Here is an 18741-nt window from a genome sequence, read left to right as displayed (position 1 = left end):
TTTATTTATAAATAATGACAGAATCCTCTCTTATCAAAACAGAAAAATAGGTTTTACTGAATGCTTGTCCTATTATTTCCCTTGTTGTTTGTTCATTGCTGTCATCATTTGATTGATTTTCTTTTGAGAAGGTTTCATTCCCATTTGCATCATCATCATTTTTAACATTTGTTCATTAATTGGTGGGTTTTTCTTTAAGTAGTTCATCATGTATTTACGCGCAATAAAAAATCCGATAACGATACCGGCGATTAGTGCTACGACAATACTTAACCATGCGTACCAAGGCATATCTTTTTTCCTCCTTCATGTTGTCTATACTTTAGTGTACTAGACCAGATAATATTATACAATATCTGTTACAGAATTTCTCCATTTTAGACAAAATTTCTTTCCTTAATTGGTTTTAACCAGCCAAATCGGCCATTTTCCACATCAATTGCTAAGAAAGAAGGTTCATATTTCCTTATAATTTCAAAGAAAATGGATTCCGCATCATAGTAACCCTTTGCTTCTATAAATAAAGAATCATCTTTTATCGTTAATGTTGCACTGCTTAAATTTCCGTTTTCAATATAAAAAGTACCATCTTTATATCGGAAGCTCTTGTTTCTTTGTAAAGCGGAGTATAGTTGATTTTCGATCATCCATCTAGAAATAGGAAGCGTAATAAAATCCACTTGTTTTTGCAGGATCTCCTTTAATGGTCCATCGTCTGTTTTAGTATGGTCCGAAAATAAATTGTAAAACAAACGTTCTCTACCATTATAGTGAATAGCGATTTTTTCTTTAATTAAATACAATTGATATCTTCTCATACTGAATCTTCACCAACCTGTCCACTTCTTTTCCTTCTATTATAAAGAAGGATATCTCCAAGATGTGTCTCAAGGTGTTAAAAAAACAGACTTATTTTGTCGAACGAAGAAAATAGGATGGAATGGAAAATGCGATCCCCCCATTGGTTGGTGAAGAATTCTTTTCCAGCCATCCTTGATGAGTTAACTTTCTAGTAATGATTTTAACCGTTTGACCACATTGGACACTGTAAATCCATATTCCTCTAATACTTTATTTCCTGGCGCAGATGCTCCAAAAGTTTCAATTGAAAGAACATCTCCTTCATCTCCAACATATTTATGCCAGCCGAGAGAACTTCCCATTTCGATTGCTAATCTCTTCTTTATGTTTTTTGGAATAACGGTTTCTTTATACTCTTTTGTTTGCTGTTCAAAACGGTCCCATGCTGGTAAACTGACAACTGAAACATTGATTCCGTCTTTTTCTAATTCTTTTTGTGCATCGACTGCTAAGCCGACTTCTGAACCTGCTGCTATTAATAATGCATCAGGGGTTTCCGTTTTAGAAGGAGATATAATATATCCACCTTTCGATACACCTTCATATGCATTATCTTTTGTCCCTTTAATAGTCGGTAAATTTTGTCTAGTTAAGACTAAAGCAGTTGGCTTATTTGTAGACTCAAGTGCAATTTTCCAAGCAGCAGCTGTTTCGTTTCCATCCGCTGGACGAATGACAGAAAGATTAGGCATTGCTCTTAATGAAGCTAATTGCTCAACTGGTTCATGAGTTGGTCCGTCTTCACCTACCGCAATACTATCATGGGTGAAAACATACGTAACAGGTAATCCCATCAAAGCAGCGAGACGGATCGCAGGTCTTAAATAATCAGAGAATACAAAGAAAGTACCCCCAAATATTTTTAATCCTCCATGAAGAGCAATTCCATTCAAAGCTGCACCCATTGCAAATTCTCTAACGCCAAACCATATATTTCTTCCATCAGGCGTTTCAGGAGTAAAATCCTTTCCTCCTTTAATCATTGTATTATTACTTCCTGCTAAATCGGCAGATCCTCCAACTAAAAATGGCAGCTCGCTTGAAATGCTATTAATAACTTCCCCTGAAGAGGCACGACTTGCTAGACTGCTGCCTTCCTCATATACAGGTATTTGATGATCCCAACCTTGTGGTAATGTATCTGCTAGAGCAGTTTTTAATTGCTGAGCTAGTTCCGGAAATTCCTTTTCGTAATTTGCAAAAAGTTCCTTCCATTCCTGTTCTCTTTTCTCACCATTCATAAAGACTTTTTCTTTAAAATGATTATAAACTTCTTCTGGAACATAAAAATCTTCATCAAACGTCCAATTATAGGCTTCCTTCGTTAATTTTAATTCATCTGCACCAAGTGGCGCTCCATGAACTAATGATTTTCCAGCTTTATTTGGTGCGCCAAAACCAATAATCGTTTTCACTTCAATTAATGTAGGCTTTGATTGATCTTTCTTTGCTTCTTCTATTGCTTTTGCAATTTGATCTGTATCATTGCCATCATCGACACGGATATATTGCCATCCATATGCTTTAAATCGCTGTTCTACACTTTCGGAAAACGATTTATCCAAATCACCATCTAAAGAAATATCGTTGGAATCATATAGCACAACTAATTTCCCTAACTGTAAATGTCCAGCTAGAGAAGCCGCTTCTGCAGATACTCCTTCCATTAAGTCCCCATCGCCACAAATACTGTATGTAAAGTGATCGACAATTGGATAATTATTTTTATTATATACACCTGCCAAATGTTTTTCTGCAAGTGCCATACCAACCGCCATCGCAATTCCTTGTCCTAAAGGTCCAGTTGTAGCATCCACTCCTGCGGTATGTCCATACTCTGGATGTCCTGGTGTTTTGCTTCCCCACTGTCTAAACCCTTTTAAATCATCAAGGGATAGATCATAGCCTGATAAATGTAATAAGCTATATAGTAAAGCAGAGCCATGTCCTGCAGATAAAACAAAGCGGTCTCGATTAAACCACTCTGGATTTTTAGGGTTATGATTCATAAAAGATGTCCATAACGTATAGGCCATCGGTGCAGCACCCATCGGCATTCCTGGATGGCCTGATTTAGCTTTTTCGATTGTGTCAATAGAAAGTGTTCTAATTGAAGCAATAGATAAATGATCTAATTTTGTATTCAATGTTCAACATCCTCTCATTTCCTTGATTTTAGTAGCCAATATGATTCTTTTTCTATATATGTACACTAGAAAGAAGCACCACTATATAATTTCGACATTTATTTTGTATTTTACCCATAATTTCCTTTAGAAAACATAAAAAACCTTAACATATAAATGTTAAGGTTAGATTTAAAGAAAAAAATCAGTGTAATTTCTTTTTATTTTGAATATCTTTAATCTTTTGAGGTGTTACATCCGTTCCATTTGGATCAAGAATTTTTACATTTTCAATTGTATTTACCATAGTTGAACGGAAATTTTTTAAATAATCTGCGCGTAATTTTGTTTGTTCTTTTGCTTCTTCTAGCGTTAAGCCAGTTTCCTTTTTCTTTTTTGCGAGTTCATTTATACGATCAAGTTTATTTTTAGGATACATATTATACTCCTTTTATTAAAGTTTTCATGGTTGTGCGATAAGATAACTTGTTTCATCATCTGTCAATCATGCACTAACTGTGTATTTTTATTTTGGCAAAATAAAATAAAAAAGCCCAGTTTACTTGTAACTGGCTTGATGAAATCTATTATAACATAAATAAAAGCAGTTTCCTATTGTAAAGACTGACATGAAGATTTCTCATTACTTTTCTTTTATTTGCTCGATATAATCTTGATATCTCCTATGAATAGTAGCTTTAGAAAAGCTGTATCCTAATCCTTTTAAAGTAGATGTTATTTCGGCAAAAGTTAACCCATTTTGCTTTAATTTCACCACTTCTTCAATAGGAACATCTATCTTCTGCCTTCCTGAATGATCTCCTAAGTTTTTTAAGTTTCTATCAGGGCGATATCCATTTTCTACAGCTCTTCTCATGCCTCTTTTTATCTTTAAATTATGTATCTTTCGCTGATATTCTTCTACAATACTTACAATTTTTAATACCATTTCATCTGCTTCAGAAAGTGTAAGTTCTCCTGATGAAGAAACACTATAAACTTTGACATTTTCCTTTAATATACAATGTAAAATCGCTATTCTAGCATTTCCCCTGCCTAATCTTGTCTCATCTTGGATAAGAATGGACGATATATCCTTTTCCTTTATCCTTGATAAAAGTTCCAGTAATCCTTCTCTATCTAAATCATATCCACTTGCTCTTTCGGAGATGATTTCTTTTACTTCAAAGCCCATTTTACTTGCCAATTGTAATAATTCCTCTTCCTGTCTTTCAAGGGATGTGGTCTGTTCTTCTTTATCTGTACTTACACGACAATAGATAATTGCATTCTTTTCCTTATTCATTACTATTATAATTCCTTTTCTATTATTCTGATGCTAACATTAGTTGATGATCCTCTTCACGTACTGGGATAAGTATTTCTTTTCCTGCCGAAATATTATTTGCAGAGATATTATTTTGTTGTTCTACCCATTTAATAAATTGCTTTTTTGACATATTATAAGAGCCTGCATATTCATTAGATATTTCCCAGACAGTTTCCCCATTTTTCACGGTAACCGATAAATATTTGCTAGAATCTGCTTCACCTGTATTAACTACAATTATTATACACGCTATAAAACCACAAATTAAAAGAATAATAGTATATGAATATTTTTCCCACAATTTAGACATCTATAATTCCACCTTTTTTAGAATGTATGTTCGTTTATATTTTTAGTTTAATACGAACAAACGTTTCCTGTCAACAATAAAATAGAACTTATGTTTGTATCCTGTTCTTAAACATGCTATAATTAATGCAAGAATAAAATAACGAGGTGCATATAATGCAGAAGCTTTCAAAGAGGCAATTAGACATACTAGAATACATAAAAGAAGAAGTAAAGCTAAAAGGATATCCACCTTCTGTTCGTGAAATTGCAGAAGCGGTTGGTCTTGCATCGAGTTCTACGGTACATGGCCACTTGGCAAGGTTAGAAAGTAAAGGGTTAATTCGTCGTGATCCAACGAAACCTAGAGCAATTGAAATTTTGGATTTAGAAGAAAGCAATATACCAAAATATAATATTATTAATGTGCCTGTTGTCGGTAAGGTAACAGCGGGTATGCCTATTACGGCAATTGAAAATGTAGAAGAATATTTTCCACTGCCTGAAAGACTAGCACCAAGTGATGAACAAATTTTCATGCTTGAAGTAATGGGAGAAAGTATGATTGAAGCTGGGATCTTAGATGGTGATTATGTTATTGTGAGACAGCAGCATTCAGCAAATAATGGAGATATAGTGGTGGCAATGACAGAGGAAGATGAAGCTACTGTTAAAAGATTCTTTAAAGAACGCGATTTTATCCGCCTTCAGCCAGAGAATAGCACCATGGAACCGATTATCCTACGAAATGTAAGTATTCTTGGAAAAGTAATTGGTGTATATCGTCATATTCAATAATATTTAATAGTAGAATAAGAGGCAGAAAATAGAGAAGCTTGTTGACAAAAGGAATTTAGGAAATGCAAATGGTATTATTATGCATTGATTGGAGTGAAAGGGGTGAGACTCCTGTGGGATCTGCGAGACAGTCTGAGACCCTGCAGGCCTTTAGGCCGAAGCGGCTCAGCGCGAGCCCCACGGAAAGCGAACCCCTGCAACGGAAATCAACTCTTATTTAAAAGAATGTATATGTATAAACTAAGACAAACTCCTAATTACCGAATTAGGAGTTTGTCGACAGTCTGAGAGAAGCTTATCACATAGTGATAAGCTTCTCTCACGATGCAGTCCCCTTTAAAGCTACTAAATTATTCTCATATTAATAAAGTCCATAAGTTCCTATATATATATTGCACAATTACCTATTTGGCTAATACAAAAAAAGAGCTGATGATTATTTTTCTAATTAATGCTCAAACAATTTCTTTTTTGTATCACTCCCAACCCTTACATACATCCACCCATTCCTCTACATTTCCGTATATATAAAGTTCTTCATTGGTTAATTCAATAGCTGAATTGCTACTGCCGCAAGCCGGAAAGACCGTATTAAATCGCTTCAATGATTCATCCATGTAGACAGGTAAATCTTCCGTTAATCCAAAAGGACAAACACCGCCTATAGCATGACCAGTTTTCTCTAAAACTTCTTCTGGTGAAAGCATCCTTGGTTTTTCCGAAAAAGCTTGTTTGAATTTTTTATTATCAATTTTAGCATCACCTGCTGTAACAATTAATATCGCATTATTATCCTTACGAAATGACAATGTCTTCGCTATCCTTTGTGGTTCTACCCCTAAAGTTTCAGCTGCCTCCAAAACCGTTGCACTAGAAGTTGTAAATAGTCGTATATCTTTCTCTTTATTCCATTTACTTAGATATGCTTGTACATTTTCTAACGACAATGACGGACCCCCTTTAGAATTTTCATAATATTTTAAATATATCACTTAACAGATCTCAGCTCAAATACTTTTTCCTGCACTCCATTACGCCTAAAAAAAAGTGTCCTCTAACTAACAAAGGACACTTTCTATATTGTGTAGACACAATATAGACAATTGGTTTAGAAAGTAATTAGTTTTTTGAATTCCTTAAACCCAATAATATAGCTTGCTGCAATTAACGCATTAATAAAGAGGATATAAAATAAGCCAATAATATAAACTTTGTATTTTTTCCACTTTTTTTCATTTGTTGTCCCACCTTTATAACTATTAATATCCTCTTTATTGGTAAATTTATGTATACATAAATTAATACTAATAATAATTTTTTAATACACTCATACTAATTTTATAAAATCTTCTTCAAATCAAGGATAAAAAGTGGTGACATACATGTTAAGTTTTATCTTACACTATCCTAGCAATATTGAAATCGAACAAGAAAAAGAAAAATTAACTCAACTTTCCATCGATCATTGGCTGCAGCATGACTTTTTGTCGACGAACTGGTGGATTCTATTTCTCGCAACCATTATTCCTTATTTTATTTGGTGGAAACTTGTAGATAAAAATCGTTTTTTTGAAATTTTTTCTTATGGGATGGTGTGTGCCACTTTTTGCATGATCCTTGATGTTATTGGTACTGAGTTTATGCTATGGAGCTATCCAGACAAAATTATCCCCATTATCAGTCCTCTCATTCCTGCTAATTTGGTCATTATTCCGATAACGGCTATGATTGTCTATCAATATTTTACAAATTGGAAACACTTTATGTTAGCGACATTAGGTTGGTCGATTCTATTCTCTTATATTATTGAACCATTATTTATGCTTCGAAAAATGTTTATATTAGGCGAGTATTGGTCCCATACAAGATCTTTTATTGGTTTTATCATACTAGGCGTTATCTTAAAAAGTATTTTTGAAAAGATAAAAAAGGCACTTCCTAATTAACCTTTTCTTTTATATCACATATAATTTTCATTTTTTCACAAACTAACGAAAGTAATAACTTAAAAAGGAGGGAACAAAGATGAAAGATCCTAATGTAAAAAATGCGAACTTTCAAGATCGATTAGGTCTAGATGAAGATGAACAAGAAATGAATGGTTTATACGGCATGGCGGAAACAAAAGAAGAAGATGTGCGTCATAACTCAAATAGTCAATTAAAGCAATAACTAAAAAAGCCCCTGCAGCATACATATTAGACTACAGGGGCATTTAATCTTATATTTTTTTTCTTTCTATCGCTTTTAACATCGCTGTTTCGATCTCTTCATAACTTGTACAGCGACATATATTCGATTCTAGCCATTCTTTTATTTTTTCTTTATCAGGATTCATTTCATTTAGAAGCAATGCATGGCCGTTCATAATAAACCCAGATGTACAATACCCACATTGGAAAGCAAATTCCTCGATAAATGTTTGTTGAAGAGGACTATTCTCTAATCCTTCTATAGTTATTACTTCCTTTCCAACAGCTTCTATTGCAAGCATTAAACACGATTTCATCGCCATTTGATCAACCATAATGGTACATGCGCCACAATCTCCATTGAAACAGCCAGGCTTAGATCCTGTTAAAAATAAATCTTCCCTTAATACTGCTAGTAGGGTTTTATATGGAGGAATGACTACTAAATGATTTTCCCCGTTGACACGTAACTTCATCGTCAGCAAATTAGGTTCTTTTTCGACCATTAATCTCCCTCCAGTCGTGCTATTACTTTTTCTAAAAGATCTGTAAGCACAAATATACGGTATTCATCTGATCCCTCGACATCATTTAAAATGGGTCCAGGTAATTGATTTACGATTTGATTGATTCGTTCTTGCCGACTGAGCACTCGATTATTGATTATATTTTCTAATATGAGGGAACGGAACGGATAAGGGCATAAACCACTAAAGGCCATTCGAATTTCACCATCTATTTCTAAGGCAGCAATGGTAATTAACGGATAACCGGTTTCCCATTGCTGCCTCACTTTAATGGCAATGTACGCACAAGTTATGTACCTTTTTTCAATAAATGCCTGCACAAATAATTCTCCATCTGGAAGCTGTAATTGCTGATGGAAAACATCATGAATATATTCTGTTCTCAATCCATTTTTGCCAGCAAGCACAAGAATGCTGTCTGTCAAAAGAAAAGGTAAAACAGCCTCTCGATAAAAAATAGCACCGCAAATATTACCACCAACTGTTATTTTATTTCTCGCAGTACGATCGGCAATTTCTTTGCAGACATCTGTTAGTAATGGAAAATGATTATGTTCCTCTATTTCAGTTAGAGTGAGACAGGAACCATAAACAAGATAGTCTTCTGTCAGCTGATGAACAAGGCAAGCTGGAATATCTTTAATATCAATGGCTACATCAATGTTTAACTGTTGAACTCTTTGTAATGTGAGGATTTCTGTGCCACCAGCATAATAAGCAGGTTTTCGGTTTTCCGTCTTTGTTTTGGCAAACTGTGCAAATGCTTGACCGATAGTAGAAGTCTTCTTAAATTCAAAGTCCATGTACTTCCTCCTTTGTCTGCCGCCAGATGGATTCTGGAGTCAAAGGCAGCCGGACTAATTCATGATTAACTGCTTTTGAAAGTGCATTTGCTATTGCTGCAGGAATACCGATCAAACCATGTTCGCCTGCTCCTCTTGCTCCAAACGGCGCTTCTAAATGAGGTGTTTTTATTATTGCTACCTCATATTTAGGATGTTCGCCAAACCTTAGAGGCCGATAGGTTCGTAATTGCAGATTAAGAATCCTCCCATTCTCATCAAAATAAAAGGCTTCCCTTCCAGCCCAAGCAATGCCCATGCTCATGGCCCCTTTAATTTGTCCCAGTACTCCTTTGTAGTTCAATACCTCGCCAATATCTACAACGGTTATTGCTTTAAGGATTTTGTAGCGAAATGTTTTTATGTCTATCTCTATTTCGACTCCTTGTGCTGCGACTGCCCATTCAGGACCAGGATTCCCTGCACCAGTTTCAGGGTCTAATTTCGTTAATCCAGTAAGTGTATAGCTTCCATTTGCAATAATTTGCCCACCAATAGAATTGCCATTGGGAAAGGTGTAACCATAAACAATATCTTTAAAAGGCACTAATTTTTGCGGATTATCTCGTAAATATACCGTTTCATTAGCAACCTCTATGTCATCTTCTGAAGCCCTTAATACGATTGCTCCCATTTTTTTCAGTTGGCGAATGGCATCATCTGCTGCAGCCATTACTGCTCTACCGGCCATTAACGTACCCCTGCTTGCTACTGTCTTCCAATGCTCTGGTTCTGTTTGTGTATCCACCGTCATTCTTACATGAATTCTCTCCACCTTCATTTGCATCTTCTCTGCTAAAATTTGTGCCAAGACCGTTTTTGTTCCCGTACCTATTTCCACTAAGCCTGACATAAGATTGATGCTCCCATCGGAGTTAAAGGTAATAACGGCACCCGAACTGACACCAGGACCAATAGTTGAATTTTTCCAGCTGCATGCGATTCCTTTTACGCGTACTTTATTAGGAGAAATTTCTTCTAATTGTCCTTTTTCCCATTCCATCATTTCATGTAATCGATCAATGCATTTTTCAACATTTCCAACTTTACTGCTTGTTAACAACACTTGTGTTGGTGTGGTATCACCAGGACGGATTGCATTTATCCTGCGAAACCGAAGAGGATCCATTCTCACTTTTTTTGCCAGCATATCCATTGCTCTTTCAAAAGCAAAATGTACCTCTCCATGACTGAAGCCCCTATATGGAGCAGGATATGGATGATTGGTATATATACATAAAGCATCACACCAAACATTCTCTATTTTATAAGGTCCTGTACAATCAACCGCTCCAGCTGTACTAAGATGTGGAGATTTATCGGCATATGCGCCCCCATCAAATACGTATTTCAGTTTTGCAGCTGTTAGTTTTCCGTCCTCTGTGCAAGCGAGCTGAATGGTTGCTTCTAAACCGATATGTACTGGCGAAACCGCAATATCTTCTTCTCTTGTATTAAATAAACGAACTTTTCGCCCACCGACTGCTCTTGATGCAATAAAAGCAAAAATTTCAAGCTGTACAGATGCCTTGCCACCATAGCCACCACCAACAAAGGGGGTTTCCACCACAACCTTCCCTGTTTCCACCTTGAAATCCCTGCTGATAATTTTTTTCACCATATAAGGGGCTTGAGAGCTGGTTACAATTCGAACAATCCCGCTTTCGGTAATTTCACAAAGAGCTGCTCTTGTCTCCATTGCGGCATGATCGGATAAAGGAATGGAAAAATGAGATTCTATTTTGACTTCCCCTTCTTGCAAACCTGCCTGAATATCCCCTTTTCTGATCTTAGTATGATTAATAATATTTGTTCCTTCTACAGGGTATATTCCTTCGTCTTTTGTATAATCAAGCATATTTTCATGAAGAAGAGGTGCGTTTTCTTCAAGACCTTGAAGCGGTGAATTTACAATAGGTAGAGGGTCGTATTCAATGCGAATAAGCCGTGCTGCCTTTTTGGCAATAGGAATGGTTTCCGCTACAACAAGCGCAATTACTTCCCCATAATAACGAACTTTATTAACTGCAAGGGCCGGTCGATCAATTACTTCCTCCCCAATTAGAGGAAGATTATCTCCGAGAATTATTGCTCGTACGCCATCTAGCCTTTGTGCTTCTTCTATTTCAATGGAGCGAATATTTGCATGAGCATAAGAGCTTTTCACCATTTCCACATGTAGAGCATCACTAGCGAGATAATCAGCCGTATACCTTGCTCTCCCTGTCACTTTTTCGAGGGATTCTTTTCGAAAAACACTTTTTCCAATATACGTCACAGTGCCCCTCCTCTTCTATTCCTCGAGATTATTCTAGAATGGATTTTATGAGATTATTCAATTATAAAAAAACTTGGTCAATAATAAACAAATCTCTATATGTATATGAGGATATTTTCAAAAATATAGGTGGTGTAAGCAAAAAAAAGGAAATTTATGAATGGTTGAGGAAAATCCGTTAACCATTCTCATTGTCTAATGAAGAAAATAAACAAAAAAGAACAGTCTATAAATTTTGTAAAGGTTAATGAGGTAATGGCTACTATATAATAATTAAGTAGCTAGAACAATACAATCCATTACTTTTTTATTCTGAGGAGAATTCCATTATAAATGAAAGGATTAAACGGAGTAACCGGAATACACATAAAAAACAGCGCAACAAGACTGGAGAGCCTGCAATCATAAAGTAATCGCGACTAACCCAATCCTTCTGTATTCCGGCTCCGGTTCAAACCTTCATTATCTTCTCGAAATCTATTTAAGCACAGAGACGAAATTAAATTGTCCTTTTCGGAAAACTATTCAGATTCAAATAATCCCTTGTTTACTGAGAAAGAGCTTTCCTACTATCTTCTTAATCCCACCCCATCTTTTTACATAAATTGATAATGTGAGCAAGATGGTGCCGACCATGCCAGGCATACGTTCCCATTAATAATTCAATCGACTGCTTACCATTTTCAGGATGTAAAAATTCTTTTTTTCTATCATCAGTAAAGAGAATGGAGCGGAGTAAATACGTCCATCTTTCATGAAGTGAAGTAAGCAATTGGAGCGAGACAGAAAGAGGCAGTGCAGAATCGGCGAGCTCTGCCCATTGTGCTTCTTCATACGGCTTAATCGTCGGCTCTTTTTCTGTTAAAGTTAATTTTGTTCTGATATAGGCATTCATATGGCTATCTGCTACATGGTGCACCACTTGACGAATTGTCCAGCCGCCATCCCGATATGGAGTATCTAACTGTTCTTCATTTAAAGACACAACTGCTTTTGCTAGTTTATCAGGATATTCCTCCAATTCAGCAAGCCACTGTTGTAAGACTTCTTCGGTAATTTCGCTTTGCCATTCAAATAATCCAATTGGATATTTTTCATCCATATTTTTTATTCCTCCTTATTGACGTTGTAATTTTGAAAAGAGCTTCATTTCTCCAAAAATAATAAGATAGAATCGATCTTTGGCTCATATCCAATTTCCATGTAAATCTTATTGGACGTAGGATTTGTTATATCCGTATAAAGACTCGTAGAGGAAAATCCAGAGGATAATAATCGTTGTGTAAGCTCTGCAACACAATTTGATGCATACCCTCTTTTTCGGAATTCCTTTGGTGTATAAACAAAATTTATCGTTATATTATTTTTCGTCGGTCTGCTTGCATTAGCCATGCTGACTACCTGATTATTTACTTCCCAGAACGCTAGCCGATTACTATCAATCAGTTCTTCTGCCCGTTTAGCAGCTTGGTCCATTTCCATAGGCTCATTGATTGAAACTGCGAAATCATAAACCCATTGCTGGGTGATGGCCTGATCGCTTTTATTCGCCCATCTAAAAATACCAGTATGATCTGCCTTTTTCTTTAATTCCTTCAATTGATAAATACGTTGATCCATGCCAAGAACAACTTTTAAGTTGCGTAATGAGGCAATATGAATGGCAAGTTCTTCTACAATTGCTTTCTCTCCAATTAAACCAGGAATATCCGTGATACTTTCATGTACCAACTTGCTAATAAGTGGTAAATCATTAGGCAAAATCCTCTCAAATACTGCGACGATGATTTGTTTTGGATGTGTTTGCAATAACATGAGAACAGGTTGTTCATTATCATATAAGCCAGCCATTACAGGTGGCTTTACATCTTGATTAGCGTTCATTAAAATTCCAAGAGGCAATCCATTTACCGCTTCATCTTTCTCTAAATGAGGAATCATCACGTTCTTGAAATCTTCTAAATCATAAAACTTCTGTACTAGATACATAGCTGTTCTACTCCTATCATGAATAAATTTAAAGGTAAAAAAATTACGATTGACTTACTTCAATGAACGTTTTAATGGCTGGCGGGGTATAAGTAGTGAATTGATCAAGTAATTGTTTTGGATTAGAATCTACTATCGCAATGGAACGGTATTGCTCTTGTAAAAATTCCGCATCCGCCATATGATTAATTAATCCCACAAGAGGATCGTAATAATGATTAATATTCAAAATTCCTAAAGGTTTTTTATGTAATCCAAGCTGTGCCCAAGTAAAAATCTCAAAAAATTCTTCCATCGTTCCTGCACCGCCAGGAAGAGTAATAAAGCCATCTGCAAGCTCAGTCATTTTTGCTTTTCGTTCATGCATGGACTTAACAATAATTAACTCACTTAAAGCTGGATGTGCTATCTCTTTTTCTTGCAAAAAGTCTGGAAGCACACCAATTACTTTACCACCAGCTTCCACCACACTGTCTGCAATGGCTCCCATTAAACCTACGCATGATCCACCATATACAAGTTCTAAATTTCTTCTTGCTAATTCCTTCCCTAACGCAATTGCTTCCTCCGTATAGATTGGCGAAGCACCTGTACTTGAACCACAGAACACAGCAATTTTTTTCACCTTGATCCCTCCATTTTAAGAATAGTACACTTTCTATTTACCAACCTGTGTTCAACAATGTTGAAATGGAAAAATTTTCTCCTTCCTATTATTCTAACTGGATTAACGGCTTAAAAGAAGTCTTATTTTCACTAATTTCCTATTATATTTTTATGATTTTCCTAAGATTCATAGCACATAAGAAAACGGGAACCTGTTTTTCAAAAAAAAAATAATAAAAAATAGGTTTATTTTATTTCAAGATTGGGTAATTGAAACTAGAAATCATCTCTAAGTACACCTAATATCAAGGAGGTTTATAATGGAAGAAGGGAAGGTTTTGTATAAAGGCAGAGTGTTCAAAGTTTTATTTTGCTATGATACAGGTTACTGTGAAATTAGGGATATTTATAATGTTTTTAAGGTAGAACTCGTACATAATTCTCAGCTTACACAATTAGAAGATGTCTGCACACAATAGGTTTATTTTTTTGATAAAATGGAACACTTTTCTTTTCAGATATAAAAGTAAGCGCTATCCAGTTATTTTTCCCTAGATCAACTCCTTTTTAAGATTATTGGCCATTTTACATATTTAACAATTTTTGATGAACTTGTCCACACCATAGTCGGTCACTTTCATATCATATAGTAAATCTATAGGTGGAGGTGACTGATATGTCTGAATATGGAGGCGGATTTGGAAGTAACTTTGCTTTAATCGTCGTATTATTTATTTTATTAATTATCATCGGTGCATCTTATGTAGGCGGTTATTAATTCATGTAACGATTACTAAGGTCTCAAGAACAATCATATATGTGATTGTTCTTGAGGCTTTTTTCGTTTTTAGTATATCTAGTCTATTATTTATTAGTTGTAAGCCTTTAATGAAAAAGCCTTTTGTTCTACCTATGGGATTCTTGTCCATTCACTCTTCTACTTGTTTACATAGGATATATTGTAACTAGTAGAAGGAGGTGGCACACATGTCAGATTGTTATGGCGGTGGCGGCGGTTACAGTAGTAACTTCGCTTTAATAGTTGTATTGTTCATTTTATTAATTATCATTGGGGCTTCCTATTTAGGAAGTTATTAATCCGTAAAAAGAAAGCACGGTTTGTGCTTTCTTTTTTTGTCCTTTTTTGAATACAGATCCTCGCTTATACAAAAAAGGGCACCTATATATATTTAAACAGGTGCCCTTTCCTACTTGCATTAGAAGAATCTTCTTCTTGGTCTACAGTTATTTGAGTTATTAATGTCAGCTCCACAATCAAAATCTTCCACTACTGTTTCGTTTACTTGTCTTTCTGTTACAGGGAAAAAGTTTTCATTACGAACTACAGTTCTGTTTACATTGATGATTTCTGTTGGATGAATATTACGGATTCTGCGTTCATTTGTTGTTGTACGAACAACTGTTTTAGTTGGATGGATGATATCTTCTACTGGGGAAACACGATTAGAACATTTATTGCAATGTTTGTTATTACCTGAACCACCTACATTATTATTATGACGACCCATTCTCTTTCGCTCCTTTCAAATTTTGAATTTCACTTACAATATATATTATGTAAGGAAACAATGCTTGTCCGAGCTTTTATACTATTCTTTGTCAAAATATGCAGAACTACTAAGAGAAAAGTCTATTAATAGAAACGCGGATAATATGTCTAGTAAATATAGATGATTTTAATAAAGCTAAACACAAGGAAATCGGAGCATTTTATAATACCAGCAAACGATCTCAGCTAATGATTCACTAATTAGAACAAAAGCTTATAGATTCACAATCTAATATGATAGATTCTCCTTTTTTAGAAAGGACCCTACAAGTCTGAAATATCTATACTGGCTCCCATTCATCTGCAACAACATTCAATCTTATCTGTTCAAAAATAAAAAGCTATCTCCTCAGGAGAAAGCTTCTAAGCATACAATGGATGTCTCTTTTTTACAAAGGAGGCTGCTAAGATGGAACCCAACTTGAAAATGCGTGGCTGCTTCTTTTTTAGACAATAGGCCATTATGTATATGTCTGTGACTCCATACACCAGTATTGTACGCTGGGAGACAGTATTATCCTTTTTTACATAGATAATCTCAATTGGTCTTTTTTCTTTCCATGCTTTTTCTAATTGCTTTACCATCGTTAACTCCTCCTTCTTTTTCATTATACAAGAACATTCGTTCTTATTCAAGTCGTTCGCGAACTAATGTTCTATTTTAAAAACTTTTTACTCTTTCGGGGGAGATTTTTTTATCTTTGCTGTTAGACACCCATTTTAATAAAGACAACCAACTTTCCACAGAACTAAGAATAAGATAAAGCAAAAACAAAGGAGTTTTAAGATGAACCTAGCTATACCGCATAGGCTGGAAGGATATCCATTTTCCTCTCATAGCCAATGGAGCCAACTATCCAATTCTCCTCATCAAAAATATTTTACACCTTTTAATCTACCATCATATTCCTACAGTCTTTATAGGCAACCTAATCAAACTTCTATCCGAAAGAACCATTTACTTTCACAAATTACAAAAGCAATTAATGGAGAATATGCAGCCATTTCTTGTTATCATACCCTAAAAAATATCGCTCCTTCGAAAAAGGAACAAACAGTCATAACAGAAATTCGAAAAGATGAAATTAGACATTATAATACTTTTTCCAATTTATATACTCAATTAACAGGAAAAAAACACACACCAATAATGAAAGAAAAATGTCCAACTAATTATCGAAAAGGAATCGATGCTGCCTTTCTTGATGAACAAGAGACTGTCGATATGTATTTAGAAATCGCCTATAATACAACGAACCATCAAGTAAAAGAAGCTTTTTTAAGAGCCGCGCATGATGAGCAAAATCATGCCGTTTGGTTTTTATATTTTATGAAATAAAAGAGGTTAATCTATAATTAATAAGCTCCCCGGAGAAGTTATTCTTCAGTCATAGGGAGCTATCTTTCTTAAATTCAGCTTATTTTCCAATATAATGTAAGACAGTCGGAATACTAAATGAGAACAAAACAACTAAGCTAAAGAGTGTGCCGATTAACAAATAGCTATTTGTAAACTTCCCAGACAAAGTAAACCCTTTCAATTTTGAAAATAGGACAACTATAAAAAAAATTAAGATAGGTAAAAACGAAAATATAAATGCTACTAATAACGCGGCAATCAATTGAAAAAACACTAATCCACTCATATTAGTAAAATGGCACCTCCACTTTTTCTATGATTACACTCGTACTATATGATAGATATAACGATTTATTACTGTTTTTCATGAGAACTTGACAAAGAAAAAAAATAATCGTTTCTCTTTTTGTATGAATCCGTTTACATATATAATTATATAATTTCTTATTTCTACCTCTTTACTTATTATCTATCTAACTTATTATACCATTTAACTAAACGAATTTTCTGATACGTAATCGTTTTTTTTAAATGATGGATTACTAAACTCCTATTTACAGGTTTGTCTATAGTCTGAAATAATTATTATCATTTAGTTGTCATGAGACTACCTGTAATTAAAATAGCTTTAATTAGGAGGTGTTTCCATTGATTAAATTATTTAGAAAACGATGGATGCTCTTTGATCAAATAGTGAAGACTTATAAACCTTTTGTTACAGTTGATTATGGTGTCATATCTGTATCTCCAAATGACATCATCGGCCTTTCTACACCAGTTAATCAAGTAAAGAACAGCGATAAAATGAAAGAACTTCGAAATTCACTTGAACAAAAGGGCTGGCATGATGAATGTCCCGTCGATTTACATTTATATAGGCTTCCTAATGGGAAATATACAGTTGCAACAGACGGGAATCACCGTACCTATTTAGCAAATCAACTGGAGATACCAAAAATAAAAGCAATGGTTTCGCTCCTTATTCCAGAAACCTATATCCCGGAAAATATCAAAGCAAAAATCGAGGAATATGAACAGAAGGAAAAAACATACCGTTTGGAAGTAGAAAAGCTTAGTAAATCATTGCAAAGTCTTGGAGAAAAACGCAAAAAAGCTAAAGACGAATTCGCTTATAAAAACTTTTGTAAACTAATAGATGATATGTATAGTAAACGACAATATATGCTTCTTGGATTTGCCCGTTTTTTAAATTTAGTACCAAATGAAACAGCGGACTAATCCGCTGCTTTAGTGATTACTTCTCATCGTTACTCTTCTAGGCATACATGGGAAAGGCTATAAATAGACCATATTTATAGCCTTCTTAAACCATTATAATTATGCTTTTACAGGAAGATGATGATGATCATGATGATGTTTCCCTTTGTGCTCTTTACCAATAGTAATACTATATTCTGCATTAAAAGGAATATTTAAAATAGTAACAGTTAAATCAAAACCGAAAATTGTAAATGGCATAAATTTCACCCCTTTATTAAAAGAATACCTCCAAGCAATCAAAGGATTTATTAATTGCTTGTCCTTTCCATATATAGTATGAAAATGGTGAAACAAATGATTGTGCCATTAATAATTTTTCTATAAAGAAAACCATAAAAAATAAGAAAGCAGCAGTACTGCCTTTGTTTAAATATAGATTTCTTAATTTTCCCTATAATTAGTTTATATTGCTCAAATTCGGGTAAATATACATTAATTAACAATCAAAGGAGATTGTAACGATGGATTCATTAAGAAAATTAAGTAATGATCACTTAATGACTGCATACTTTTCTGCAGTTAAACTCAAATTATCAAATGAATTTGTAAAAATACTAAAAAATGAAATTACAAAAAGAAACCTCTTAATCATCAAAAAGACGAATGGTACTTACTTTAAAAAGAAGTATCATTTTTTTATTATCAGCTGTTAATCATGTCATCCCCCCTCATTAACCTCTTACCATTAGACTT

The 18741-nt window shown here is 34.7% G+C and carries 25 protein-coding genes; 9 read left to right on the top strand and 16 right to left on the bottom strand.

Features of this window, described 5'->3' with window-relative positions:
- Positions 1-72: 72 nt before the first annotated feature.
- The 6 genes from C2I06_RS05475 to yneA all read right to left on the bottom strand — a co-directional run bounded on the left by C2I06_RS05475 (position 73) and on the right by yneA (position 4627).
- Positions 73-291 carry a YneF family protein gene (locus C2I06_RS05475; RefSeq protein ID WP_016205025.1) on the bottom strand — a complete coding sequence of 73 codons (219 nt, stop codon included), beginning with the start codon at positions 289-291 and terminating at the stop codon, positions 73-75.
- Positions 292-377: 86 nt separating this feature from the next.
- Complete coding sequence (gene sirA / locus C2I06_RS05470) at positions 378-818, bottom strand: sporulation inhibitor of replication protein SirA (RefSeq protein ID WP_095328497.1); 441 nt, start codon at positions 816-818, stop codon at positions 378-380.
- Positions 819-1001: 183 nt separating this feature from the next.
- Positions 1002-3008 carry a transketolase gene (gene tkt / locus C2I06_RS05465; RefSeq protein WP_123257632.1) on the bottom strand — a complete coding sequence of 669 codons (2007 nt, stop codon included), beginning with the start codon at positions 3006-3008 and terminating at the stop codon, positions 1002-1004.
- Positions 3009-3192: 184 nt separating this feature from the next.
- Positions 3193-3426 (bottom strand): DUF896 domain-containing protein, encoded by a 234-nt coding sequence (locus C2I06_RS05460; RefSeq protein WP_047944818.1) that lies wholly within the window; start codon positions 3424-3426, stop codon positions 3193-3195.
- 204 nt (positions 3427-3630) lie between these two features.
- Positions 3631-4293 carry a YneB family resolvase-like protein gene (locus C2I06_RS05455; protein WP_123257631.1) on the bottom strand — a complete coding sequence of 221 codons (663 nt, stop codon included), beginning with the start codon at positions 4291-4293 and terminating at the stop codon, positions 3631-3633.
- A 22-nt stretch (positions 4294-4315) separates the two neighbouring features.
- Positions 4316-4627 carry a cell division suppressor protein YneA gene (gene yneA, locus C2I06_RS05450; protein ID WP_095328494.1) on the bottom strand — a complete coding sequence of 104 codons (312 nt, stop codon included), beginning with the start codon at positions 4625-4627 and terminating at the stop codon, positions 4316-4318.
- Positions 4628-4782: 155 nt separating this feature from the next.
- Here yneA and lexA point away from each other — a divergent pair, with 155 nt between their 5' ends.
- Positions 4783-5403, top strand: a complete 621-nt coding sequence (gene lexA / locus C2I06_RS05445) for a transcriptional repressor LexA (protein WP_047944821.1) — start codon at positions 4783-4785, stop codon at positions 5401-5403.
- Between the two features lie 476 nt (positions 5404-5879).
- Here lexA and C2I06_RS05440 read toward each other — a convergent pair whose 3' ends face one another.
- Positions 5880-6350: a YbaK/EbsC family protein gene (locus C2I06_RS05440; RefSeq protein WP_095328491.1), complete on the bottom strand. Its 471-nt coding sequence runs from the start codon at positions 6348-6350 to the stop codon at positions 5880-5882.
- A 435-nt stretch (positions 6351-6785) separates the two neighbouring features.
- Between C2I06_RS05440 and C2I06_RS05435 the strand changes: the two genes are divergently transcribed.
- A complete protein-coding gene (locus C2I06_RS05435; protein WP_095328490.1) occupies positions 6786-7349 on the top strand; it encodes a CBO0543 family protein in 564 nt (187 codons plus the stop codon).
- A 79-nt stretch (positions 7350-7428) separates the two neighbouring features.
- Positions 7429-7575 (top strand): DUF4021 domain-containing protein, encoded by a 147-nt coding sequence (locus C2I06_RS05430; protein ID WP_095328489.1) that lies wholly within the window; start codon positions 7429-7431, stop codon positions 7573-7575.
- 49 nt (positions 7576-7624) lie between these two features.
- Here C2I06_RS05430 and C2I06_RS05425 read toward each other — a convergent pair whose 3' ends face one another.
- The 6 genes from C2I06_RS05425 to C2I06_RS05400 all read right to left on the bottom strand — a co-directional run bounded on the left by C2I06_RS05425 (position 7625) and on the right by C2I06_RS05400 (position 13856).
- The gene (locus C2I06_RS05425; protein WP_123257630.1) at positions 7625-8101 is read right to left on the bottom strand and encodes a (2Fe-2S)-binding protein; all 477 of its coding nucleotides are present in this window, start codon (positions 8099-8101) and stop codon (positions 7625-7627) included.
- Positions 8101-8925 carry an FAD binding domain-containing protein gene (locus C2I06_RS05420; protein WP_123257629.1) on the bottom strand — a complete coding sequence of 275 codons (825 nt, stop codon included), beginning with the start codon at positions 8923-8925 and terminating at the stop codon, positions 8101-8103. The genes C2I06_RS05425 and C2I06_RS05420 overlap by 1 nt, the downstream gene beginning before the upstream one ends.
- Complete coding sequence (locus tag C2I06_RS05415) at positions 8915-11242, bottom strand: xanthine dehydrogenase family protein molybdopterin-binding subunit (protein ID WP_123257628.1); 2328 nt, start codon at positions 11240-11242, stop codon at positions 8915-8917. Before C2I06_RS05415 ends, C2I06_RS05420 begins: the two co-directional genes overlap by 11 nt.
- 577 nt (positions 11243-11819) lie before the next feature.
- Positions 11820-12344 carry a YfiT family bacillithiol transferase gene (locus C2I06_RS05410; RefSeq protein ID WP_095328486.1) on the bottom strand — a complete coding sequence of 175 codons (525 nt, stop codon included), beginning with the start codon at positions 12342-12344 and terminating at the stop codon, positions 11820-11822.
- Positions 12345-12388: 44 nt separating this feature from the next.
- Complete coding sequence (locus tag C2I06_RS05405) at positions 12389-13231, bottom strand: GNAT family N-acetyltransferase (protein ID WP_123257627.1); 843 nt, start codon at positions 13229-13231, stop codon at positions 12389-12391.
- A 43-nt stretch (positions 13232-13274) separates the two neighbouring features.
- On the bottom strand, positions 13275-13856 hold the full coding sequence (locus C2I06_RS05400; RefSeq protein ID WP_095328484.1) for an LOG family protein: 582 nt from the start codon (positions 13854-13856) through the stop codon (positions 13275-13277).
- Positions 13857-14157: 301 nt separating this feature from the next.
- Between C2I06_RS05400 and C2I06_RS24900 the strand changes: the two genes are divergently transcribed.
- The 3 genes from C2I06_RS24900 (at position 14158) to C2I06_RS05390 (ending at position 14935) form a co-directional block, all read left to right on the top strand.
- Positions 14158-14316 carry a hypothetical protein gene (locus C2I06_RS24900; protein ID WP_164463630.1) on the top strand — a complete coding sequence of 53 codons (159 nt, stop codon included), beginning with the start codon at positions 14158-14160 and terminating at the stop codon, positions 14314-14316.
- Between the two features lie 197 nt (positions 14317-14513).
- The gene (locus tag C2I06_RS05395) at positions 14514-14615 is read left to right on the top strand and encodes a YjcZ family sporulation protein (RefSeq protein ID WP_095328483.1); all 102 of its coding nucleotides are present in this window, start codon (positions 14514-14516) and stop codon (positions 14613-14615) included.
- Positions 14616-14824: 209 nt separating this feature from the next.
- Positions 14825-14935, top strand: coding sequence for a YjcZ family sporulation protein (locus C2I06_RS05390; RefSeq protein WP_095328482.1), 111 nt, complete (start codon positions 14825-14827; stop codon positions 14933-14935).
- Between the two features lie 119 nt (positions 14936-15054).
- On the opposite strand, the gene C2I06_RS05385 is transcribed toward C2I06_RS05390, so the two are convergent.
- Positions 15055-15366: a spore coat protein gene (locus C2I06_RS05385; RefSeq protein ID WP_095328481.1), complete on the bottom strand. Its 312-nt coding sequence runs from the start codon at positions 15364-15366 to the stop codon at positions 15055-15057.
- A gap of 404 nt (positions 15367-15770) precedes the next feature.
- Positions 15771-15992: a WYL domain-containing protein gene (locus tag C2I06_RS05380; RefSeq protein WP_095328480.1), complete on the bottom strand. Its 222-nt coding sequence runs from the start codon at positions 15990-15992 to the stop codon at positions 15771-15773.
- Between the two features lie 202 nt (positions 15993-16194).
- On the opposite strand from C2I06_RS05380, the gene C2I06_RS05375 reads away from it, so the two are divergent.
- Positions 16195-16746: a ferritin family protein gene (locus C2I06_RS05375; RefSeq protein ID WP_123257626.1), complete on the top strand. Its 552-nt coding sequence runs from the start codon at positions 16195-16197 to the stop codon at positions 16744-16746.
- Between the two features lie 669 nt (positions 16747-17415).
- Positions 17416-18006, top strand: coding sequence for a hypothetical protein (locus tag C2I06_RS05365; protein ID WP_123257624.1), 591 nt, complete (start codon positions 17416-17418; stop codon positions 18004-18006).
- A 99-nt stretch (positions 18007-18105) separates the two neighbouring features.
- On the opposite strand, the gene C2I06_RS24895 is transcribed toward C2I06_RS05365, so the two are convergent.
- Positions 18106-18246: a hypothetical protein gene (locus C2I06_RS24895; RefSeq protein WP_163188593.1), complete on the bottom strand. Its 141-nt coding sequence runs from the start codon at positions 18244-18246 to the stop codon at positions 18106-18108.
- 263 nt (positions 18247-18509) lie between these two features.
- Here C2I06_RS24895 and sda point away from each other — a divergent pair, with 263 nt between their 5' ends.
- Positions 18510-18701, top strand: a complete 192-nt coding sequence (gene sda / locus C2I06_RS25750) for a sporulation histidine kinase inhibitor Sda (protein ID WP_123257623.1) — start codon at positions 18510-18512, stop codon at positions 18699-18701.
- Positions 18702-18741 lie beyond the last annotated feature (40 nt).

This window comes from Niallia circulans, from assembly GCF_003726095.1.
GTDB lineage: Bacteria > Bacillota > Bacilli > Bacillales > Cytobacillaceae > Niallia > Niallia circulans_A.
Note: the sequence above shows the minus strand (reverse complement) of the source record. Positions and strands in the feature narration are given on the sequence as shown.